Here is a 22,475-nt window from a genome sequence, read left to right on the forward strand (position 1 = left end):
TTGTGCAGCTGTGCAAGAGCAAACCGCGATAGCGGCGAAATATGGCACGGCGGCAGGTGAAATCGAAATTGACGTTTACGTAAAAATCAACTAGCCCTTGCCTGGCAGGGACTTTGTGCGAGGTGCAGGCCGGTCCCCCGGAGGAGAAGCATGTACAAGGCGCCCGTCGAGGAAATCGCGTTCACATTGAAGCACGTAGCCGGCATGGGCGAGGCAATGTCCAACGGTCTTTTCGGCGATCTCGGCGAAGATCTCGTCGACGCGATTCTCTCCGAAGCGGGACGTTTTGCCACAGAGGAGGTGGCGCCTCTCGCCGACATCGGCGACCGCCAGGGCGCCCGTCTCGTCGACGGTGAAGTCCGGCTGCCGGATGGCTGGCGCGACCTCTACCGCAGCTGGATATCAGGCGGCTGGAACGGCCTGACGGCGCCGGAGGCATTCGGCGGCCAGGCCCTGCCGCATATGCTGAATGTCGCAGCGCTCGAAATGTGGAATTCCGGCTCCATGGCCTTCGCGCTCGCCCCGACGCTGACGATGGGCGCCATCGAGGCGGTCAGCGCCCATGGCAGCGCGGCCTTGAAGGATAAATATCTGGCAAAGATGGTGTCCGGCGAATGGACAGGCACGATGAACCTGACGGAGCCGCATGCCGGCTCGGATCTCGGCGTCCTCAAGGCCCGCGCCGAGCGGCGCGCCGATGGCAGCTACCGCATATCAGGCCAGAAGATCTTCATCACCTGGGGCGAGCATGACGCGGCCGACAACATCATTCATCTGGTGCTGGCGCGTCTGCCCGATGCGCCGGCCGGCACACGCGGCATCTCGCTGTTCCTGGTACCGAAATTCCTGGTGAACGACGACGGTTCGCTCGGCCCCCGTAATGACCTCTTCTGCCATTCGCTGGAGCACAAGCTCGGCATCCATGGTTCGCCCACCTGCACCATGATCTATGGCGACGGCCGCTTCGGCGGCGAAAAGGGGGCGATCGGCTGGCTGGTTGGCGAGGAGAACAAGGGCCTCGCCTGCATGTTCACGATGATGAACAACGCGCGTCTCGCCGTCGGCATGCAGGGCGTGGCGATCGCCGAGGCCGCCACCCAGAAGGCCCTTGCCTATGCCAGGGAGCGCACGCAGGGCAGGGCGCCCGGCTGGAGCGGGCCCGGCATGAGCCCGATCATCGAGCATCCCGATGTCGCCCGCATGCTTCTGACCATGAAGGCGCTGACGCAAGGGGCACGGGCCATCTCCTTTGCCTGCGCCCACGCGATCGACATGTCGCGTCGGGCCGGCGACACCAGCCGCCACTGGCAGGAGCGCGCCGCGCTGCTGACGCCGGTCGCCAAGTCGTTTTCGACGGACGCCGGCGTCGAGGTCGCCTCGCTCGGCATTCAGGTGCATGGCGGCATGGGCTTCATCGAGGAGACGGGTGCGGCCCGTTATCTCCGTGATGCCCGCATCGCGCCGATCTACGAGGGCACCAACGGCATCCAGGCAATCGACCTCGTCACCCGCAAGCTGCCGCTCTCCGGCGGCGATCAGGTGAGAGGCTTCATCGCCGAATTGAAGTCGGTCGCCGACGCCGTCCGTCATTCCAATCTCGATGGTTTCGGCGAGACCGCCGCGAGGCTCGATGCCGGCATCGCCGATCTCGATGAGGCCACGACCTGGCTCCTGAAGATGCTCGCCGATGACAAGGCTCCCGAGGCGCTTGCGGGCGCCACACCCTATCAGCGCCTGGTCGGTCTGGTGCTCACCGGCTGTTACCTCGCAAAGGGTGCTTTGGCCGAAAGCGGTGACGACGGCAAGGGCGAGGGCCGTATCGCGCTCTGCCGCTTTGCCGCCGAAAACCTGCTTGCCGAGACCACAGCCCTTCGCGACCGGGTGATCAACGGCGCGGCAAGCCTTGCCGCCGCCCGCATCCTGCTTGCCTGACGAGACCCCATGAGTTCCGAGGAGATCCAATGACCGATCACATCATCGTCGAGCAGCCTTCCGCCCATCCCGGCGTTCAGGTGATCCGCTTCAATCGGCCGGAAAAGAAGAACGCCTTCACACGGGCGATGTATCGCACCATGACCGATGCCCTCACCGCCGCCAATACGGACGCGAATCTGAGAGTGACGGTCTTTCTCGGCACCGAAGGCAGCTTTTCGGCGGGCAACGACATCGGCGATTTTCTTGCGACTGCCATGGGCGGCAGCATGGGAGACGAGCTGATCGATTTCCTCTACGCGCTCGCCAAATCCGAAAAGCCGCTGGTGTCAGGGGTCGACGGCCTTGCGATCGGCATCGGCACCACCCTCAACCTGCATTGCGACCTGACCATCGCCTCCGACCGCAGCCAGTTCCGCACGCCCTTCGTCGATCTGGCGCTGGTGCCGGAAGCGGCTTCCAGCCTGATTGCGCCGCGCATCATGGGTCACCAGCGCGCCTTTGCCATGCTGGCCGCCGGCGAGGCCTTCAGCGCCGAGGAAGCCCGCGAGGCCGGCCTCATCTGGAAGGTGACGACGCCGGACGAGGTGGAGCATGCCGCACTTGCCGCGGCCACGAAACTCGCCGCCAAGCCGCCGGAAGCCTTGAAGATCGCCCGCGATCTCATTTGCGGCTCCAGGGAAGAGGTCATCGCCCGCATCGATGTCGAGGCCCGCCATTTCGCCACGCGCCTGAAAAGCGCCGAGGCCCGGGCGGCCTTCGAAGCCTTCATGCGCCGCTGAGCGCCGCCCCAGACCCATGGAACGCAGGCCTGTGCCGGACGGATACCGGTCAGGCCGGCGGCACATCGAATACTTCGCCGGCCCTGAGCGGCCGGAACCGGTCCGCGGGAATGGCGTGCTCTCTCATCGCCTCTAGCAACGCTCTTACCGGCTCGTCGACCGCTTCATTCGTCAGTTGGAACGTCGCGAAATGATGCCCTGCCACATAGGCCGCATTTGCCAGCTTCATCCCGATCACCGCCTCCTCAGGATTCTGGTGCTGCCCTTTCATGAACCATCGCGGCTCATAGGCGCCGAACGGTAGAATCGCCAGGCGAAAACCGCCATGCTTCCGCTGCGCCGCTTTGTAATTGATGCCGCGGTGAAAGCCCGTGTCGCCGACATGATAGATCTTGCCGGCTGGTGTCGACAAGACGAACGCGGCCCAGAGCGCCATTCGGCGGTCGGCGCCGCCGCGGGCGGACCAATGATGGGCCGGCTCGGCATCGATGCTTATTCCGGCGTGCGAGATGCGCTCGCCCCAGTCCATCGATGTCGTCTGTAGACCGGGCACGGCACGGCGGATGATCGTGTCGTTGCCGAGCGGCGTCACGACAAGCGGCCTATGCCTGGCATGCAAGCGCTTCAGTGTTGCGATATCGAGATGGTCATAATGGTTGTGCGACACCAGCACGAGATCGATAGGCGGCAAGTCATCAAAGGCAATGCCCGGTTCGACGACGCGTCTGGGTCCGGCAAAGGTGAAAGGGCTGACCCGCTCCGACCACACCGGATCGGTGAGAATATTGAGACCGGCGACCTGCACCAGCATGGTTGCATGCCCGACCATCGTCACCCGCAGATCCTCGCCGTCGACGCGGGGATCCGGCTTGGCGGTCGCAAACGGGCTTGGAACCGACCGTGGCCAGCGCGCACGGCCACCGCCGAACTGCCACCGCAAGAGCGCGCGGAAACCAAGCGGCTTGATCCCTTCGGGATTGAAGAAGTACGTGCCGTCGAAGTGATCGGACACCGGGCCGGCATAGTACGGATTGCGTCTTTTGGTCTTGCGCATTCAGAATCGGTTTCCTTGGCCGAGGAATGAGTTTAAGCGTTTCGGCTCGAAATCTGAAACCCGTCCTCAATGAATGAGTCAGGCCGTGGCCGGAAACTCATTGACCTTGCGCAGCAGGCTGTCGACCAGCCGCTCGGGGAGGTAGCGGCGAAGCGAGCGGACCTGGCGCGACTGCTTGCCGGCGGAATAGCGCAGCTTCGGCTTCTTTGCGGTTGCGGCTTTCACGACCATGTCGGCGACGACCTCAGGCGCATCGCCCGTCTCCACCCATTTGCGCATCAGCGCTTCGCTGCGGGCGCGTTCCGAAGCGTAGTCCGGAAGAGGTTGGTCTGCTCGTGTGAGGTTTTCCTCGAAGGATGTTCTGGTGACGCCGGGTTGGACGAGGACGACACGAATGCCGAAGTTGCGCACTTCATGGTCGAGCGATTCCGAATAGCCCTCGAGCGCATGTTTGGTCGAAGCATAGAAGGCATTGTACGGAGCCGGGATGAGGCCGAGGATCGAGCTCATGTTGATGATCCGGCCGCTCTTCTGCTTGCGCATGACCGGCAGGACGGCATTGGCGACGCGCGCCACCCCGAAGACGTTGACGTCGAAAAGCCGCTGGGCCTGGGCGATCGACGATTCTTCGGCGCCGCCGATGAGGCCGATTCCGGCATTGTTGACAACGAGGTCGAGCCGGCCGGTTTGCTGGACGACCTCCGCAACGGCCTCCTGCACCGAGGCTTCATCGGCCACATCGCAGATCAGCATCGTCATGCCCGGCCTGTTGGCCACAGGCTTGCGGCTGGTCCCGAACACGCGGTAGCCGGCCTTTACAAGCGCTTGCGCCGTTGCGAGGCCGATGCCGGAGGACGCACCGGTGACCAGTGCAACGCTTCTGTTTTTGTCGGTCATATTGTCAGCTTTCAAAAGTGTGGATCATCGCTGCCCGATCTGTTACTATCTTTTCGATATCGTGTCACTATCGAAAAGATACTAAATGAAAAATAATCCGATTCCCCAATGCCCGGTAGCCCGCGGCCTTCAATCCGTCGGCGACGCATGGAGCATTCTCGTCCTGCGCGATGCCCATGCCGGCCTCACCCGCTTCGATCAGTTCAGGAAGAGCCTCGGCATCGTGCCGACCATGCTGACCAAGCGTCTCAAGGCGCTGACGGAGGATGGTCTGCTTGAGAAGCGCCTCTATTCCGAGCGGCCGCCCCGCGAAGAATATGTCCTCACGGAAGCGGGTCGGGATTTTCTGCCTGTGCTGATGATGATCGGGGCTTGGGCACACCGCCATTGCGATGGCGAACTCGCCCGCTATATCGACGTCGAGTCAGGATCGGAGATTGAGCCGATCGCAATCGATGCCGTGACCGGCGCAAAGCTCGGAACGCGATCAATGCGCATGAGTTTGCAGCCGCAAAGCGAGCCGAGCGACCGATAGCATGTTCTCGACGCGCCGGAATATCGCGAGCGCGCCGGGCGCGATTCGGACCTATTTCTCCAGCGTCGCCACCACCTCGACATGCGAGGTCCAGAGGAACTGGTCGATCGGCGTCACCTTGGTGATGCGGTAGCCACCCTCGACGAGGGTCGCGAGGTCTCGCGCCAGCGTCAGCGGATTGCAGCTGACGGCTGCTATCTTCTTCACGCCAGAGCGGGCGAGTTCCTTGCACTGGAACTCCGCGCCGGCGCGCGGCGGGTCGAAGACCACCATGTCATAGGGCTTTAGCTCCTGCGTCATCAGCGGGCGGCGGAAGAGGTCGCGTTTTTCGACGCTCACCGGCTTCAGCCCCTGTGTTTTGCGGGCGGCCTGGTCGAGGGCGGCAAGCGCCGCTGCCTCGGCCTCGACCGCATGCACCCGGCCGATCCGCGCCAGCCTGAGCGAAAACGTGCCGGCGCCGGCAAAGAGATCGGCGATCCGTTTGGCCTTGCCGGCATGGGCAAGCACCAGCTCCGCCATCGCCTCTTCCGCCGGCTTCGTCGCCTGGGCAAATCCCCCCGCCGGCGGTGAAACCTCGACGCCGCCGAAATCGACGATCGGCTTTGCCGGCTCGACGAGGATCTCGCCATTCAGCGTCACGCGGGCGATGCCGCGCAGGCCGAGCACGGTTTCGATCGCCTTGCGCCGCTGCGGGTCAGGGAGTTTCCTGATCTCGTCGACTGCAATGTCGAGGCCCGAGCGTGTTTCGAGCACCGCGATGCGGAAGGGTTCGGCGCTGGTCGCCAGCGCAGCGGCGATCGCCTTGATCGCCGGCAGCCGGGCGACAATCCCTGTCGACGAGATGGGACATTCTTCGATGGCGACGATATGATGGCTTTCAGCCTGGTTGAAGCCAATCAACATATCCTTCTCGGTCTTGCGCGCCGCAAACGCCACGCGCCGGCGCTCGCCCGGCCGGGCCGGAACGATCTCGCCGACAACAGGCGTCAGCCCTTTGGATTTCAGTGCATCGACGACCAGCTGCCGCTTGAAGGCGCGGTAGGGGCCGTCCGCCAGATGCTGCAGCGTGCAGCCGCCGCAGGTGCCGTTGACGCCGTCCGGGCCGAAATGCCGGCAGGGCGGATCCTGCCGCTCGGGTGAGGGCGTTGCGATCGACATGATCGTGCCATGGCTTTTGACGCGGGCGATCGCCACGGTTTCCCCGGGCAGGGAAAAGGGCACATAGACAGGCCCGCCAGCGTCGCTTGCGATGCCGTCGCCCTGGGTGCCGAGTTTCTCGATCGTGACGGTTTCGGTGCTCACGGTTTCAATCCTGCCAGAAGGTATTCCCGATTGCCGTCGCCGCCTGATATCGGGGAGGGGATGAGGCCGAGGCTGTTCCAGCCCATGTCCTCGGTGAACCAGCGCTCCAGTTCGGAGGCGACGGCGGGTGCGGAGGCGGGGTCCTTCAACAGTCCGCCCTTGCCGATCGCCTCGCGCCCGGCCTCGAACTGCGGCTTGACCAGCAGCACGGCGACGGCACCCGGCGCGGCGAGATCGAGCGCCGGAGCCAGCGCCAGCTTCAGCGAGATGAAGGAGACATCGGAGACGATGAAGGTGGCGGGCTGGCCGATATCGTCAGCCGTCAGGTTGCGGGCGTTGACGCCCTCGCGGTTCGTCACCCGCGGATCGGCCGAGATCCGAGGATGCATCTGCCCGTGGCCGACATCGATCGCCGTGACATGCGCCGCTCCACGCTGCAGCAGCACCTCGGTGAAGCCGCCGGTGGAGGCGCCGATATCGAGACAGTGATGGCCGGCGGGATCGAGCCGGAATTGATCGAGCGCGGCGGCGAGTTTCAGGGCGGCGCGCGAGACGTAATCCTGCGCCGGATCGTCAATCGCGATATCGGCGTCGTCGCGAAAGAGTGCGCCGGCCTTCGTCACCAGCTGGCCGCCGATCCGCACCGTGCCGCGCTGCACGGCGTCGCGCGCCCGCGAGCGGCTGGCAAAGAGGCCGCGGGAGACGAGCAGCTGGTCGAGGCGTTGACTGTTTTGATCGGACATCGGCTGTGAATGACCGGCAAAGCCGCCGGTTGCAAGCATTTTGTTGCGCAGCGGTTGTTGCGGGCGAGTCCTGAGATGAACAATTTAAACAAATTTAAAGCCTGCCCGCATAGGTTCGTCGCGATTGCAGCGGTTCACCCGAACCTCTCTGGTGCCATGAAGGCGCAGGGCGTCACTACGCCGATCATGTTTCCTATTGAAAAGTCTTGGCGGTTGCGCATCAGGCGCGACCTGTCTCTCGCCGCGTCGACTGTCGTCAGGAGAAATTCACCGATGTCCGCTAAAAACATATCCTTGAACGGGAAGCTTGCGGCTACGTTCGCGGCCCTCATTCTGATCTTCGTGTCCGTTTCCGCTTTCGTCTATTCAAAGGCGACGGCGTCGGCGGCCGCCTCCGCCGAGCAGGAAAAATCGGAACTGCTCGTCAACCAGATCGACGACGCGCTGCAGGCGATGCTCGAGCAGGCGGTCAATCTGCGCGGCTTCATCCTTTTCCGCAGCGACAGCACCTATGGCGACGTCTTCGCCAACCGCGAGCGCATGCTGAAGGCGATCGCCGCCGCCAAGCAGACGGCGGCCGGCGAGCCGCAACTGGTCGAGATGATCGACGGCATGCAGAAGGCCGCCGACCTTTATTTCCATGAACTTGCCGAACCGCAGACCAAGGCGCGCAAGGAAACCGACATGCCGATCGAAGAGGTCGTCAAGATCGGCGTCAACGCCACCAAGGGTCAGCTCGACGGTTTCCGTCAGGCCTCCGCCAAGATCAAGGCCACGGCCCGCGAAAAGTCGAATGCGCTTGCCGCGATCCGGGCTGATGCCAACAGCGATCTGGCGACGACACTCCTTGCTGGCGGCATTGTCGCCTCGCTTGCCGCAGCCCTTCTTGCCTGGCTGATGTCGCGCACCATCGTCCGTCCCGTCGTCGGCATGACTGCCGCCATGGATCGCCTAGCCGGCGGTCAGAACGACATCGAGGTCCCGGCTGTCGAGCGCGGTGACGAAATCGGCCGCATGGCGCAGTCGGTGTTGGTCTTCAAGCAGGCGGCGATCGAGAAGTTGCGCCTTGCCGGTGAAACAGACCGCATGCGTGACGATGCCGAGCGCCAGCGCCAGGCGAGCGATGAGCAGAAGGCGCGCGAGGAAGGCGAGCTGCGTTATGCCGTCGACGCTTTGGCCGGCGGCCTTGCCGGTCTTGCCGTCGGCGATGTTGCCGCCCGCATCCAGACGCCCTTCGCACCGCAATATGACAGCCTGCGCAACGACTTCAACCATGCCGTCGAAAAGCTGCAGGCGGCACTCCAGTCGGTCGGTCGCAACGCCTCGGCAATCAATGCCGGCGCCGGCGAGATCCGCTCGGCCGCAGACGATCTCGCCCATCGAACCGAGCAGCAGGCCGCCGCGGTTGAAGAGACCGCCGCAGCGCTCGAGCAGGTGACGACGACCGTCCGCGACAGCGCCAAGCGCGCCGAGGATGTCGGCAATCTCGTCGAGCGCACCCGCCTCGGCGCTGAAAAATCCGGCGATGTCGTTCGCAGGGCGGTCTCGGCCATGCAGCAGATCGAAAAGTCCTCCGGCGAAATCTCCAATATCATCGGTGTCATCGACGATATCGCCTTCCAGACCAACCTCTTGGCGCTGAATGCCGGCGTTGAGGCGGCACGCGCCGGTGAGGCGGGCAAGGGCTTCGCCGTCGTCGCCCAGGAGGTGCGCGAGCTTGCCCAGCGTTCGGCCAAGGCGGCCAAGGAGATCAAGGATCTGATCACCACGTCAGGCACGCATGTGCAGACCGGCGTCTCGCTGGTCGGCGAAACCGGCAAGGCGCTGGAGGCGATCGTCGCCGAGGTGCAGGAGATAAACCGCAACGTCAACGCGATCGTCACCGCCACGCGCGAACAGTCGATTGGGCTGCAGGAGATCAACACCGCCGTCAACAACATGGATCAGGGCACGCAGCAGAATGCGGCCATGGTCGAGGAGCAGACCGCCGCAAGCCATGCGCTCGCCCAGGAAGCCAGCGCGCTGGACGAACTGCTGCGCCAGTTCAAGCTCGGAACCGAGCTTGCCGCTCCGACCCCGAAGACGGCCGCCGCAACGCCTGCCTCCCGCCCGGTCGCCTCACCGGCACGCGCACTCGCCAGCAAGGTCACCAAGGCCTTCGGCGGAAGACAGGCAAGTGCAGCGGTTGCGGTGCAGGAAGACTGGACGGAATTCTGAGCGCGCTTTCTCGGGAACGTTATATGAGGGGCGGTGCAACGGATGCGCCGCCTTTTATCGAGAGTACCTGCGTGGTGGCTCCCTCATCGGCCTGCCGGCACCTTCTCCCCGAGGGGAGAAGAGATATGCCGCAACGTCTCGATCCCTCTTCTCCCCTCGGGGAGAAGGTGCCCGTAGGGCGGATGAGGGGGCCACACGGCACAGCCTCACAAAGTCACTTATCCCGCAACCCCAACAGCAACCCCACGCCGCAGCGCCCGGAACACCGTCGACACAATGCCGGCGCGATCCAACCCCGCATGGGCGTTCATCGCTTCGGGCTTCGCCTGTTCCATCCAGATGTCGGGCATAACAAGCGAGCGGATCTTCAGGCCGTTGTCGAGCAGGCCTTCGCTTGAGAGATATTGCATCACCTGGCTGCCGAAGCCGCCGACGGAGCCTTCCTCGACGGTGATCAGCATCTCGTGGTGGCGGGCGAGCTGGCGGAGCAGCTCATGGTCGAGCGGCTTGGCGAAACGCGCATCGGCGACGGTTGTCGAAAGGCCGGCGGCCTCGAGATCTTCGCTGGCGAGCAGACAGTCGGCAAGCCGGGTGCCGAAGGAGAGCAGCGCCACTTTGGTACCTTCCTTGACGATGCGGCCCTTGCCGATCTGCAGGATTTCGCCGCGCGCCGGCATGTCGACGCCGACACCTTCGCCGCGCGGATAACGGAACGAGATCGGGCCGGCATCATAGGCGGCGGCCGTGCGCACCATGTGCTTGAGTTCGGCCTCATCGGCTGCCGCCATCACCACGAAGCCGGGCAGGGTGGCGAGGAAGGCGGTGTCGAAGGAGCCGGCATGGGTCGGCCCATCGGCGCCGACGAAGCCGGCGCGGTCGATCGGGAAACGCACCGGTAGTCCCTGGATCGCCACATCGTGCACGACTTGGTCGTAGGCGCGCTGCAGGAAGGTGGAATAGAGGGCGGCGAACGGCTTGTAGCCTTCCGCCGCAAGGCCGGCGGCGAAGGTCACGGCATGCTGCTCGGCGATGCCGACATCGAAGCAGCGCGACGGAAAGGCTTCGGCGAGCTTGTCGAGGCCGGTCCCGTTCGGCATGGCGGCGGTGATGCCGACGATCTTGTCGTCGAGGGCGGCTTCCTGCACCAGCGCTTCGGCAAAGACGCTGGTATAGCTCGGCGCGTTCGGCTTGACCCGCGCCTGCGCACCGGTGATGACGTCGAACTTGTTGACGCCGTGATATTTGTCCGCCGCCGCTTCGGCCGGCGGATAGCCCTTGCCTTTCTGGGTGACGACGTGGATCAGCACCGGGCCGCGGGCATTGTCGCGCACGTTGCGCAGCACCGGCAGCAGGTGGTCGAAGGAATGCCCGTCGATCGGCCCGATATGATAGAAGCCCATCTCCTCGAACATGGTGCCGCCGGTGACGTAGCCGCGCGCGTGCTCGACGGCGCGAGTGATCGCCCGGTCGATATTCTTGCCCAGATAGGCCGTCAGTTTCTTGCCGAAGTCGCGGAAGCCCATATAGGTGCGTCCGGAGGCGAGGCGGGCGAGATAGGCGCTCATTGCGCCCGTCGGCGGGGCGATCGACATGTCGTTGTCGTTGAGGATGACGATGAGGCGCGCATCGAGCGCGCCGGCATTGTTCAGTGCCTCATAGGCCATGCCGGCCGACATCGCCCCGTCGCCGATCACGGCGATGACGCGGCGGTCGGTTTTCTCGAGATCGGCGGCGATCGCCATGCCGAGGCCGGCCGAGATCGAGGTCGAGGAATGCGCCGCACCGAACGGATCATACTCGCTTTCGGCCCGGCGGGTGAAACCGGATAGCCCGTTTTCCTGGCGCAGTGTGCGAATGCGGTCGCGCCGGCCGGTCAGGATCTTGTGCGGATAGCATTGATGGCCGACGTCGAAGATCAGCCGATCGTTCGGCGTGTCGAAGACGCTGTGGATGGCGATCGTCAGCTCGACGACGCCGAGGCCGGCGCCGAGATGTCCGCCGGTACGCGACACCGCATCGATCATTTCGTCGCGGACCTCGCGGGCGAGCTGCGGCAGGTCGCGATCCTCGAGCTTGCGCAGGTCGGCAGGGTAGGTGACCTGGTCGAGCAGAGGAGTCTTCGGCGGATGTGTCACGGGCGGCGCTCTTTCTTACTTTTCCTTGTACCGCTTTATTCGATTAGAACGAGGCAAAACAAGTGATTTCAGGAACCGAAGGTTTTCACCTTAGAGCATGGCGGAAAAATGTGTGAGGGGTTTTCGGGGGATATCACATTCTATTTCCGTGAGTTATGTGAACTGCACGAAAGGCGCGCTGACGCGGTATTTCGCTACCGGTTGAAATCCAGGGGCAGGTGGCCGGCGGCGGCGCATCGCTGCCGCGCTCAGCCTTCCGGCAACGGCACGAACTCCTCCTCGTCGCCGGGAACGATATCGAAGCGGCCGGTGCGCCATTCCTCCTTCGCCTTTTCGATCCGTTCCTTCGACGAGGAGACGAAATTCCACCAGATGTATCGTTTCGAGTTCAGCGCCGCGCCGCCGAAGAGCATCAGGTGACAGCCGTCGCTGCCGGCTTCGAGCGTGATCGGATCGCCCGGCCGGAAGACCAGCAACTGGTCGGCGGCGAAACGGTCGCCCGATATGACGACCTCGCCAGAGAGCACATAGACGGCGCGCTCTTCATGCGCTGCACCGAAGGGGAATTTCGCGCCGGGCTGCAGGTCGAGATCGACATAGAGCGTATCGGAGAAGGTGCCGACAGGCGACCTCATGCCTTCGAACGAGCCGATGACGACGCGCCCGCGCACCCCTGGTGTTTCGATCAGCGGCATCTCCGTCTTTTCCGTATGGGCGAAGGAGGGATCGATCTCCTCCTTGTCATCGGGCAGCGCCAGCCAGGTCTGCAGCCCCGACATCAGCAGCGGATGGCCGCGCAGATTGTCGGGCGTGCGTTCGGAATGCACGATGCCGCGGCCCGCTGTCATCAGATTGATGTCGCCGGGGCGGATGACCTTTTCGGTGCCGAGGCTGTCGCGATGGCGGATCTCGCCGTCGAAGAGATAGGTGACGGTCGACAATCCGATATGCGGATGCGGCTTGACGTCGAGCGCTTCATTCGGTTTCAGGATCGCCGGCCCCATGCGGTCGAAGAAGATGAACGGCCCGACCAGCCGCCGCTGCCGCGTCGGCAGCGCGCGCCGCACCTGGAAGCCGCCGATATCACTGGTGCGCGGAATGATCAGGTTCTCGATCGCATCACAGGCGTAGGCGTCGCCGGGCAGGGGATCTTTGCCGGGAAAGAAGGACATGGGGATCTCCGATCGCTAGGGTATCGACCAGAAATAATACCTGAAGCGCCGCGCGTCCAATGGAACACACCTGCTCAGATGGCGGTGAAGCCGTTATCGACGAAGAGGTGAGCGCCGTTGACGAAGCTCGATTCGTCGCTGGCGAGATAAAGGGCGGCGCGCGCCACATCCTCCGGCTCGCCGATCCGGCCCTGCTGGGCGGTGATGGCGGCATCCGAAACGTCGACGCCGAGCGCCTGCAGGTCGGCCACCTCGCGCAACCCGTGCGGTGTGCGGATGAAGCCGGGGCAGACGGCATTGCAGCGGATGTTGCGGTCGCGGAACTCCACCGCGATGGCGCGGGCAAACATGTGCACGGCGCCCTTGGTCGTGTCGTAAAGCACTTCCATCGGCGTGGCGGCGACCGCCGAGATCGACGAGGTGCAGACGATCGAGCCGCCGCCGGCGGCGATCATCTTCGGCAGCACCGCCTTGGTCATCAGGAACATCGAGCGCACATTGACTGCGTGCAGCCAGTCCCATTCCTGGAGCGTCGTTTCCAGAAAGGGTTTGATGACGATCGTGCCGGCATGGTTGAACAGCACAGTGACGGCGCCGTAGCGTTCCTCGACGCCGGCGACCGCGGCATTGACGGCTCCTTCATCGGAGACATCGGCGGTCCAGTGGTCGGCTTCGCCACCGGCATCACGGATCGCTTTCACGGTTTCGGCCGCCGCCTGGCCATTGCGGTCGATGATCGCGACACGCGCGCCTTCCGCCGCAAACAGCTTTGAGGCCGCGCCGCCCATGCCGGTGGCGCCGCCCGAAATGATGGCGACCTTGCCCTTCAATCTGTCCGTCATTTGTCCATCCCCTCATGGTTCTGAGGGATCATAGATCGGCGGCAAGCCGATCTACAAGCGCCTTCGAAAGGCTGCTCCGATCGCTCAGGCGCCGTCCAGCGGCTCGACGCCCCGCGGCTTGCCGGCGCGGTCGAGCCGGATCTTCTCGATGCGGTTTTCGGCGGCCGAAAGCAGCGTTTCACAATGTTTCTTCAGCGCTTCGCCGCGCTCGTAAATCTCGATGGATTCATCCAGCGCCACGTCGCCGCGCTCCAGCCGGGCGACGATGCTTTCGAGTTCGGCAACCGCCTTTTCGAAGGAAAGGCCCGATACTTCAGGCTTGGCGCTGTCAGTCATTCTCAACCCTTCATCATTCTCAGAATATGCATGCCGGCCGATTCGGCCAGTCCTTCGAGATCATAACCGCCTTCGAGCAGGCTGACGACCCGGTTCTTGGCGTGCCGGTCGGCAAGCTCCAGAACACGCCCGGTCGCCCAGTCGAAATCCTCGCCCGTCAGGTTGATCTGCGCCAGCGGGTCGCGGTGATGCGCGTCGAAGCCGGCCGAGATGATGATCAGATCCGGGTGGAAATCGTCGAGCGCCGGCAGCACGCGCGATTTGAACGCCTCGCGGAAATGCTCGCTGCCGACATTCGGCGAAAGCGGCGCATTGACGATGGTATTATGCTTGCCCCTTTCCTCCTTGGCGCCGCTGCCGGGATAGAGCGGCATCTGATGCGTCGAGCAGAACAACACCGAGGGATCATCCCAGAAGATATCCTGGGTGCCGTTGCCGTGATGCACGTCCCAGTCGACGATGGCGACGCGCTCGGCGCCGTGCCGCTTCTGCGCATGGCGGGCGGCGATCGCCGCATTGTTGAAGAAGCAGAAGCCCATCGCCGTCGTCTTCTCGGCATGATGCCCCGGCGGGCGGGCGGCGACGAAGACATTGTCGGCGGCGCCGGAAAAGACGTCGTCCACCGCCGCCATCGCCCCGCCGATCCCGGTCAGCGCCGCCTGCAGGCTTTTCACGCTGGCATAGGTATCGGCTTCGAGCTGGTTGATCCCATCCTCTTCCTCGGGGATTTCCCGCATCACGGCTTTTAGATGCTCTTCCGGATGGGCCAGCAGCACCGCATCCTCGCTCGCCTGCGGCGCCTGCCGGCGCTCCAGCCGCTCGAAATTCGGATGCTCCAGCGCCACATTGATGGCGCGGATCCGGTCCGATCGCTCGGGATGGCCGGCGGGCGTCACATGTTCCAGGAAGATCGGGTGTTCATAAAAACGGGTGCTCATGGTGACACTCTATCGGCCGCTTGTGTCATGTTCCACAGCAGATGGGGCGTCGCCCGACGATTTCAACAAGCGCTCTGCCGCACGATCTCAGCGGCGGCGGCATTATAAATTCCTGTCATCTCAGCCGTTTACTTCGAAAAACCTCGTGCTACTGTCGTTAACGGGGAATTTTGTAGGCAGAGTTGTTGATGAGTCATTCGAAACGCCCGGGTGTGACGGAAATACATGTGCCGTTTCGCGATGTCGATATGAATGGCCGGATGTTCCTGGCCTCCTATATTTCCTATGCCGAGTCTGTCATTGCGAGCTTCTGGTTGGCGCGGCCCGAAGTCGATGACGAGCCGGTCTATAGCGCCAGCAAGATTACCTGCGTTCTCCACCGCCCGCTGCATTACGACGAGCCGGCCCTTTTCACCGCCGCCGTCGACAAGATCGGCGTGCGCTCCATCGGCTTCCTCGTTTCGATCGACACCGGCGAGGAGCGCGCCGCCGAGGTCGAGATCATCTGGCAGGCCCGCAGCGTCGAAGATCAGCAGCCGGTCTCGCTGCCGGAGGAAACACGCGACTGGCTCTATCGGTTTTTGGATTAGAGCAATTCTATCTGGCCGCCATGCTTGCGACCAGGTCGCTGAACCTTTCTCCCTGAATGCCGACATGGGTTCGCAGCAGGCGGCGGGCTTCATCTCCGTCTCCGGCAAAGATGGCATCGACGATGGCGCAATGTTCCGAGAAGGAGGTCGACAGGCGGTTGCGCACGCGCAGTTGCAGCCGCCGATAGGGCCGCAGACGTCGATGCAATTGCGCGCATTGCTCCTGCAGGAAATCACTGCGGCTCGCGGCGTAGATCGCCTTATGAAATTCCTCATTGTCGTAATAATAGGCGTCGCTGTCACCGGCGGCGGCTGACTGCTCACAGCGACTGTGGGTGGCCGTGATCGCCTCCCGGGAGACCTTGTCCAATCGGCGTGCCGCAAGCGACCCCGCCAGCCCCTCGAGCTCCGCCATGACCTCGAACATCTCGTAGATGCGGTGCGGCCCCGGATCGATCACCACGGCGCCGCGGCGCGGACGGATTTCGATGAGACCGATCGCGTCAAGCTGCATCAGCGCCTCGCGCACCGGCGTTCGCGAGACGCCGAAGCGATTGGCAAGCACGGTTTCGTCAAGCCGTTCGCCAGGGGCGAACTCATAGGAAAGTATTGCATTTTCAATCTCATCCCGGAGCCACCGGCCGACATTCTCGGACATTTTTCGCGCTTCCTTCATACATAATTGCCGCTCGTGTATACACAAACATTGACGTCGTGTACGAAGAATGGCAATTTACATACTACAGACGAAGCCCGGCGATGGGAAGCAGCGGGTCCAATGGCGCACACAACGCCATCAGAAGAGAGGAGAATGGCATGCCCGAGGCGTCTTTCTTCACCGACATGCTGCAAAGCATCACGGATCACGGACGCCAGCTTCTGTTTTCCGGCTCGCGCAATACGCAGGCCGCCGCCAAAGCCGATCTCGAGACCCTCTGTGAAATGCTGCTGTCGAGCCGGGGTGAAGCCTCCGGCATGGCCCTTGCAGCCGAGATCCTCGATCGCTGGGGCGCGCTCGACAGCGAGGGTGCGCAGAAATTCTTCCATATGCTTCAGCAAAAATTCGGCCCCGACACCGCCAGGCTCGATCAGGCGATCGAAGATTACCGGACGGACAAAAGCTCAACCGCGGTCATCGCGCTCCACCAGGCCGCAGAGCCGCGGCGGCAGGAGTTGCTGCGCCGATTGAATCACGCGCCGAACGGCACTGCCACGCTCGTCCGCATGCGTCAGCAGCTGCTTGCTTCCAAGGACCGATCCGAAGCCTATCACGCGCTTGATGCCGACTTCACGCATCTGTTCGGTTCCTGGTTCAATCGCGGCTTTCTGACGCTGCGGCCGATCGACTGGACGACGCCGGCCTATATTCTCGAAAAGATCATCCAATACGAGGCCGTGCACGAGATCGCCGGCTGGGAGGAGTTGCGCCGTCGTCTGGCGCCGGCCGACCGTCGATGCTTTGCCTTTTTTCACCCTCGACTGGCCGACGAGCCGCTGGTCTTCGTCGAGGTAGCGCTCACCCGCTCCGTGCCGAAGGCGATCGCGGATGTGCTCGACGAGGGGAGGGAGCAGATCAACGCCGACGAGGCGACGACGGCCGTCTTCTATTCGATCTCCAACTGCCAGGATGGCTTGCGCGGCATCTCGTTCGGCAATTTCCTGATCAAGCAGGTCGTCGAAGATCTGCGCAAGGATCTGCCGGGCCTGAAGAATTTCGTGACGCTGTCGCCCGTCCCGGGTTTTGCCCGCTGGCTTGCCAAGATGCGCACCGCGACCGGCGATCGGTCCTTATCCGAAGCGGCGCTGAAAACGCTGAGCTTGCTCGACGATCCGAACTGGCCGGGCAGCGAGAGCAGTGCCGCCGACGTGGAGCGCGTGCTGCTGCCGCTTGCGGCGCGCTACTTCCTCACCGAACGCACACCGGAGGGCCGCCCGGTCGATCCCGTCGCCCGCTTCCATCTCGGCAACGGCGCCCGGCTCGAAAGGGTGAATTTTCTCGGCGACCGCTCGCCGAAGGCACTCCAGCAGGCGCACGGTCTGATGGTCAACTATCTCTACAAGCTCGACGACATCGTCGCCAACCACGAGGCCTTAGCGCAGCGCGGCGAAGTTATCGCCTCGCCCGCCGTCAAAAGCTTGCTCAACCAGAACGACGAAGGCCGCCGCAGCGGCAATGGCCAGCAAGGCTCTCGAGCCTTTGCGCAACTGATGAATTCCACGCTTGGAGGAGGGCGAAAGTGAGCAACCATCTTTTCGACGCCATGCGGGCCGCCGCACCAGATAACGCACAGTTCATCCGCACCGGCAGCGGGCAGACATGGACCTATGGCGACGCCTTCGCTCTTTCCGGCCGCATTGCCGGCGCGATGGACACGCTCGGCATCCGCCCCGGCGACCGGGTTGCGGTGCAGGTGGACAAAAGCGCCGAGGCATTGATCCTCTATCTCGCCTGTGTTCGAAGCGGCGCCGTCTATCTGCCGCTCAACACCGCCTATACGCTGGCCGAGCTCGATTACTTCCTCGGCGACGCCGAGCCGCGTCTGGTGGTCGTTGCCTCGGGCGCTCGCGAAGGCGTCGAGACGATCGCCAAACGTCACGGCGCGATCGTCGAAACACTCGATGCCGATGGCAGCGGCTCGTTGCTGGATCTCGCACGCGACGAGCCGGCCGACTTCGTCGACGCCTCGCGTGCCGCCGACGATCTGGCCGCGATCCTCTACACATCGGGAACGACGGGACGCTCCAAGGGGGCGATGCTCACCCATGGCAACCTGCTGTCGAACGCCCTGACCTTGCGGGACTATTGGCGCGTCACCGCGGACGACCGGCTGATCCACGCCTTGCCGATCTTCCATACGCATGGGCTGTTCGTCGCCACCAATGTCACGCTGCTCGCCGGCGCCTCGATGTTCCTGCTGTCGAAGTTCGACGCCGACGAGGTCATTTCACTGATGCCGCAGGCAACGATGCTGATGGGCGTGCCGACCTTCTATGTGCGCCTCCTGCAAAGCCCGCGCTTCGGCAAAGAGGCGGCAGCCAAGATCCGCCTGTTCATTTCAGGCTCGGCGCCGCTGCTTGCAGAAACCCACACCGAGTTCCAGGCCCGAACCGGCCACGCGATTCTCGAGCGTTATGGCATGACGGAAACCAATATGAACACCTCCAACCCCTATGACGGAAAACGCATCGCCGGAACGGTCGGCTTGCCGCTGCCCGGTGTGACGGTGCGCGTCACCGATCCCGCCACGGGGCAAGTGCTGCCGCCGGAGCAGACCGGCATGATCGAGATCAAAGGGCCGAATGTCTTCAAGGGCTATTGGCGCATGCCGGAGAAAACCGCGGCCGAATTCACCGGCGACGGCTTCTTCATCAGCGGCGATCTCGGCAAGATCGATAGCGACGGCTATGTCCACATCGTTGGCCGCGGCAAGGACCTGGTGATCTCGGGTGGCTACAACATCTATCCGAAAGAGGTCGAGAGCGAGATCGACCAAATCGAGGGTGTGGTCGAGAGCGCCGTGATCGGCGTGCCGCACCCCGATTTCGGAGAAGGCGTCACCGCCGTCGTCGTGCGCAAGCCCGGCGCTGCGCTGGATGAAAAGACCATTATCAGCGCCCTGCAGGATCGTCTCGCGCGCTATAAACAGCCCAAACGCATCATCTTCGCCGAGGACCTGCCGCGCAATACGATGGGCAAGGTCCAGAAGAACATCCTGCGGCAGCAATACGCCGATCTCTACACCGGAACGTAAGACGGCCGCCCTCTGGGAGGAGGGCGAGCGGGTATCCGCATCGATATCGCAAACAGCAACCACGGCGCTGGAGGCGTCGGAGGGAGGGGAATCATGGGTATTGAAATACTGGCCATAGGCCTGCTCATCGCTATGTTCATCGTTGCGACGATCCAGCCGATCAACATGGGCGCGCTCGCTTTCGCCGGCGCCTTCGTGCTCGGCTCCATGACCATCGGCATGAAAACCACCGATATTTTTGCGGGCTTTCCGAGCGATCTGTTCCTGACGCTGGTCGCCGTCACCTACCTCTTCGCCATCGCGCAGATCAACGGCACCATCGACTGGCTGGTCGAATGCGCCGTGCGCCTGGTGCGTGGACGCATCGGCCTGATCCCCTGGGTGATGTTCCTCGTCGCCGCCGTCATTACCGGTTTCGGCGCGCTTGGACCTGCTGCCGTCGCCATTCTCGCGCCGGTCGCGCTGAGCTTTGCCATCCAGTACCGCATTCACCCCGTCATGATGGGGCTGATGGTGATCCACGGCGCGCAGGCGGGCGGCTTTTCGCCGATCAGCATCTATGGCGGCATTACCAACCAGATCGTTGCCAAGGCCGGCCTGCCCTTCGCGCCGACATCCCTGTTTCTCTCCAGCTTTTTCTTCAATCTGGCGATTGCGGTGCTGGTCTTCTTCGTTTTCGGCGGCGCGAAGGTCATGAAGCAAGTGCCGGCAGCATCGCTTGGCCCCTTGCCCGAACTGCACCCCGAGGGCGTGTCGGCCTCGATCAGAGGTCACGGCGGCACGCCGGCAAAACCGATCCGGGAACATGCCTACGGCACGGCGGCCGATACTGCTGCGACGCTGCGTCTGAACAATGAGCGAATTACCACGCTGGTCGGACTGATCGCGCTCGGTATCGGGGCGCTCGTTTTCAAGTTCAATGTCGGCCTCGTCGCCATGACCGTCGCCGTCGCCCTCGCGCTGCTGTCGCCGAAAACCCAGAAGGCGGCAATCGACAAGGTTAGCTGGTCGACCGTGCTTTTGATCGCCGGCATCATCACCTATGTCGGCGTCATGGAGAAAGCCGGTACCGTCGATTACGTCGCAAACGGCATATCCAGCCTCGGCATGCCGCTGCTGGTGGCGCTTCTGCTTTGCTTTACCGGCGCCATCGTTTCGGCCTTCGCATCCTCGACCGCGCTGCTCGGCGCCATCATCCCGCTGGCCGTCCCCTTCCTCATGCAGGGACATGTCAGCGCCATCGGCGTCGTCGCCGCCATCGCGATCTCGACGACGATCGTCGATACCAGCCCATTTTCCACCAACGGTGCGCTTGTGGTCGCCAATGCGCCGGATGAAAGGCGCGAGCAGGTCCTCAAGCAGCTGCTGATCTACAGCGCACTGATTGCCATCATCGGCCCGATCGTCGCCTGGCTGGTGTTCGTCGTGCCGGGGCTGGTTTGACGAGGAGCCGGTGAACCTCTCGCTGCCGCCGTGGGCCATCGCCCGCGGCGGTTGAAGCATTGACACGGTGGGAGAGGCATCCGAGTTCCAAGCTGGGGGTCTGTGGTTGTAGTATTGATCGCTTCACGAAATAGAGGAGATGTCGTTAATTCGAATTTTGTTGCAATTGCGAAGGCAACGCTATTCAGTATTCGAAGATGATTTCATTCTGCGATGTTGAAATTTGATGATGATTCAATCGACGGACGCCTCATCTATTCTGACGGATATGATTTATGGAAGTCTCTTCGGAGAGTGCAGCTGGCAGGATTTCCTGGATCGCCTTGCACAGACGTCGCCGGGCGGCAAGGCGGCGCTTCACTACCATGATCTGACCTCCTCGGTTGCCCATGTTCCCTTCATGTCAGGATTTTCGCAGTCTGAGATCGATCAGTTCGTGAGCCACTTTGGCTCGGTCAATCCCTGGATTCCGAGACTGGATCTCGTGCCGGTCGGCCAGGGCCTCTGCGGCGACGAGATCGTTCCGCGCGAGGAACTGATCAGATCGGAATTTTACAATGACTGGCTGAAGCGGCAGACTGGATGCGAGACGAGCATTGGCGTCTCGATCATTCGGGAGGAAAATCGCACCTTCATTCTGTCGACCTCGACGTCGTCAGCCGACCCCGATCTCAACAGCGAGGCGGCCAAGCTTTACACGCAGCTCGCGCCGCATCTGAAGAGGGCCTTCGATTTCATCCGCAAGCGCGATCTCTTCGCGCCGCACGAACAGGTAGCGCAGACCCTGTTCGACAGCATCGGCGTCGGATTGATCTATGTCTCGGAGCAACGAAAAGCCCGTCGCTGGAATAAAAGCGCAGAGGCATTGTTGGCCGCCGGCGTGCCTGCTCGGATCGCCGCGGACGGCACGCTCGCACTTCAATGCGAGAAGACGGCGTCGGTCCTCGAATTCCTGACCTCCAGAACCGGTGTGCAGACCAAACCGCACACGGCAATCGTCAAGGGCGGGAACCAGGACAATTATCGCATCACCCTCTTCCGGCTGCACTCCGATACATTCACAGAGTTCCTGGAGGGGCCGACCGTGGCGGTGATCGTCGAGCCGATGGTGGCGACGCCGCTCAACGAGCGGCGCGATTTGCTGATGCAGCTATATAAGCTGACGGCAACGGAAATCCGGATCGCGTCGAGCATTGCATCGGGGCAATCGCCCAGAGAGGTGGCGATGGCCGATGATATCAGCTACGAGACCGTCAGAACCCACCTGAGAAACATCTATGCCAAGCTCGGGGTCAATTCCAGGGTCCGCCTGGTGTCGCTGCTGATGCGGTGAATACTCGAGGCGCAACCCCGTTCTTCATCCGTGTGCGGGGTCGCCAGCCTCAATATTCCGAACCGCTGCTGTTGTTCAGATCGTGACGTTCCGTCCCCTTTAGCGGCGGATTGAAGATGCTGACCAGGATGAGATCCTCGTCCTTGCCACCCCGCAAATAATGGCGATCATGTTGGTCGAGAACGTAGATGTCGCCGACGCGGATGGGAAAGACATTGCCGTCCATATCCTCGACCTCGCCTTCTCCCTGAATGCAATAGCAGGCTTCCAGATGGTTGCGGTACTGCAGCAGAGCTTGCGTGTTGGCGCGAACGACAGTGTGGCAGACCGTAAACCCCATCCCGTCATCCCGCGTCAGCAGACGATGGCTCGTGCCATTGCCCCAATCGACGAAACGCTCGGTCTGCTCCACGTCTTTCAGGCTTCTCACAAACATGTTCTTCTCCTCGAAAATGGCGGAGATGGCTCGATC

The 22,475-nt window shown here is 63.0% G+C and carries 20 protein-coding genes; 9 read left to right on the forward strand and 11 right to left on the reverse strand.

All coding sequences use genetic code 11. The features are described 5' to 3' along the window. Positions 1-150: 150 nt before the first annotated feature. The gene (locus tag RHE_RS04555) at positions 151-1,932 is read left to right on the forward strand and encodes an acyl-CoA dehydrogenase (RefSeq protein WP_011424252.1); all 1,782 of its coding nucleotides are present in this window, start codon (positions 151-153) and stop codon (positions 1,930-1,932) included. Between the two features lie 29 nt (positions 1,933-1,961). Continuing rightward, complete coding sequence (locus tag RHE_RS04560) at positions 1,962-2,714, forward strand: crotonase/enoyl-CoA hydratase family protein (protein ID WP_011424253.1); 753 nt, start codon at positions 1,962-1,964, stop codon at positions 2,712-2,714. Positions 2,715-2,763: 49 nt separating this feature from the next. Here RHE_RS04560 and RHE_RS04565 read toward each other — a convergent pair whose 3' ends face one another. Further along, positions 2,764-3,768 (reverse strand): MBL fold metallo-hydrolase, encoded by a 1,005-nt coding sequence (locus tag RHE_RS04565; RefSeq protein WP_011424254.1) that lies wholly within the window; start codon positions 3,766-3,768, stop codon positions 2,764-2,766. Between the two features lie 78 nt (positions 3,769-3,846). Then, complete coding sequence (locus RHE_RS04570; RefSeq protein WP_011424255.1) at positions 3,847-4,665, reverse strand: oxidoreductase; 819 nt, start codon at positions 4,663-4,665, stop codon at positions 3,847-3,849. Between the two features lie 85 nt (positions 4,666-4,750). Here RHE_RS04570 and RHE_RS04575 point away from each other — a divergent pair, with 85 nt between their 5' ends. Next, entirely contained in the window at positions 4,751-5,200 is a 450-nt protein-coding gene (locus tag RHE_RS04575) for a winged helix-turn-helix transcriptional regulator (protein ID WP_011424256.1), read from the forward strand. Positions 5,201-5,251: 51 nt separating this feature from the next. Here RHE_RS04575 and RHE_RS04580 read toward each other — a convergent pair whose 3' ends face one another. Then, the gene (locus RHE_RS04580; RefSeq protein WP_011424257.1) at positions 5,252-6,502 is read right to left on the reverse strand and encodes a class I SAM-dependent RNA methyltransferase; all 1,251 of its coding nucleotides are present in this window, start codon (positions 6,500-6,502) and stop codon (positions 5,252-5,254) included. After that, a complete protein-coding gene (locus tag RHE_RS04585) occupies positions 6,499-7,245 on the reverse strand; it encodes a TlyA family RNA methyltransferase (protein WP_011424258.1) in 747 nt (248 codons plus the stop codon). Before RHE_RS04585 ends, RHE_RS04580 begins: the two co-directional genes overlap by 4 nt. A gap of 273 nt (positions 7,246-7,518) precedes the next feature. On the opposite strand from RHE_RS04585, the gene RHE_RS04590 reads away from it, so the two are divergent. Then, a complete protein-coding gene (locus tag RHE_RS04590; protein WP_011424259.1) occupies positions 7,519-9,462 on the forward strand; it encodes a methyl-accepting chemotaxis protein in 1,944 nt (647 codons plus the stop codon). Between the two features lie 218 nt (positions 9,463-9,680). Here RHE_RS04590 and dxs read toward each other — a convergent pair whose 3' ends face one another. The 5 genes from dxs to RHE_RS04615 all read right to left on the reverse strand — a co-directional run bounded on the left by dxs (position 9,681) and on the right by RHE_RS04615 (position 14,885). Then, entirely contained in the window at positions 9,681-11,597 is a 1,917-nt protein-coding gene (dxs, locus tag RHE_RS04595; RefSeq protein ID WP_011424260.1) for a 1-deoxy-D-xylulose-5-phosphate synthase, read from the reverse strand. A gap of 248 nt (positions 11,598-11,845) precedes the next feature. Further along, positions 11,846-12,769 (reverse strand): pirin family protein, encoded by a 924-nt coding sequence (locus RHE_RS04600; protein ID WP_011424261.1) that lies wholly within the window; start codon positions 12,767-12,769, stop codon positions 11,846-11,848. Between the two features lie 74 nt (positions 12,770-12,843). Next, positions 12,844-13,611 carry an SDR family NAD(P)-dependent oxidoreductase gene (locus RHE_RS04605; RefSeq protein ID WP_042117993.1) on the reverse strand — a complete coding sequence of 256 codons (768 nt, stop codon included), beginning with the start codon at positions 13,609-13,611 and terminating at the stop codon, positions 12,844-12,846. Between the two features lie 84 nt (positions 13,612-13,695). Beyond that, positions 13,696-13,947, reverse strand: a complete 252-nt coding sequence (locus RHE_RS04610; RefSeq protein WP_011424263.1) for an exodeoxyribonuclease VII small subunit — start codon at positions 13,945-13,947, stop codon at positions 13,696-13,698. A 2-nt stretch (positions 13,948-13,949) separates the two neighbouring features. After that, positions 13,950-14,885, reverse strand: a complete 936-nt coding sequence (locus RHE_RS04615) for a histone deacetylase family protein (RefSeq protein ID WP_011424264.1) — start codon at positions 14,883-14,885, stop codon at positions 13,950-13,952. A gap of 188 nt (positions 14,886-15,073) precedes the next feature. Here RHE_RS04615 and RHE_RS04620 point away from each other — a divergent pair, with 188 nt between their 5' ends. Continuing rightward, positions 15,074-15,475, forward strand: a complete 402-nt coding sequence (locus RHE_RS04620) for an acyl-CoA thioesterase (protein ID WP_011424265.1) — start codon at positions 15,074-15,076, stop codon at positions 15,473-15,475. A 7-nt stretch (positions 15,476-15,482) separates the two neighbouring features. Here the strand turns inward: RHE_RS04620 and RHE_RS04625 are convergent, their stop codons facing one another. Then, a complete protein-coding gene (locus tag RHE_RS04625; RefSeq protein ID WP_011424266.1) occupies positions 15,483-16,133 on the reverse strand; it encodes a GntR family transcriptional regulator in 651 nt (216 codons plus the stop codon). Between the two features lie 158 nt (positions 16,134-16,291). Here RHE_RS04625 and RHE_RS04630 point away from each other — a divergent pair, with 158 nt between their 5' ends. The 4 genes from RHE_RS04630 to RHE_RS04645 all read left to right on the forward strand — a co-directional run bounded on the left by RHE_RS04630 (position 16,292) and on the right by RHE_RS04645 (position 22,003). Then, positions 16,292-17,716, forward strand: coding sequence for a malonyl-CoA decarboxylase (locus RHE_RS04630; protein ID WP_011424267.1), 1,425 nt, complete (start codon positions 16,292-16,294; stop codon positions 17,714-17,716). After that, complete coding sequence (locus tag RHE_RS04635) at positions 17,713-19,227, forward strand: malonate--CoA ligase (protein WP_042117995.1); 1,515 nt, start codon at positions 17,713-17,715, stop codon at positions 19,225-19,227. Before RHE_RS04630 ends, RHE_RS04635 begins: the two co-directional genes overlap by 4 nt. Before the next feature lie 93 nt (positions 19,228-19,320). Continuing rightward, positions 19,321-20,670, forward strand: a complete 1,350-nt coding sequence (locus tag RHE_RS04640) for an SLC13 family permease (protein WP_011424269.1) — start codon at positions 19,321-19,323, stop codon at positions 20,668-20,670. Positions 20,671-20,899: 229 nt separating this feature from the next. Then, positions 20,900-22,003 (forward strand): LuxR C-terminal-related transcriptional regulator, encoded by a 1,104-nt coding sequence (locus RHE_RS04645; protein WP_041678830.1) that lies wholly within the window; start codon positions 20,900-20,902, stop codon positions 22,001-22,003. Positions 22,004-22,052: 49 nt separating this feature from the next. Here RHE_RS04645 and RHE_RS04650 read toward each other — a convergent pair whose 3' ends face one another. Continuing rightward, positions 22,053-22,439: an ectoine synthase gene (locus tag RHE_RS04650; protein WP_011424271.1), complete on the reverse strand. Its 387-nt coding sequence runs from the start codon at positions 22,437-22,439 to the stop codon at positions 22,053-22,055. Positions 22,440-22,475 lie beyond the last annotated feature (36 nt).

The sequence above is a fragment of the Rhizobium etli CFN 42 genome, assembly GCF_000092045.1.
Taxonomy (GTDB): domain Bacteria; phylum Pseudomonadota; class Alphaproteobacteria; order Rhizobiales; family Rhizobiaceae; genus Rhizobium; species Rhizobium etli.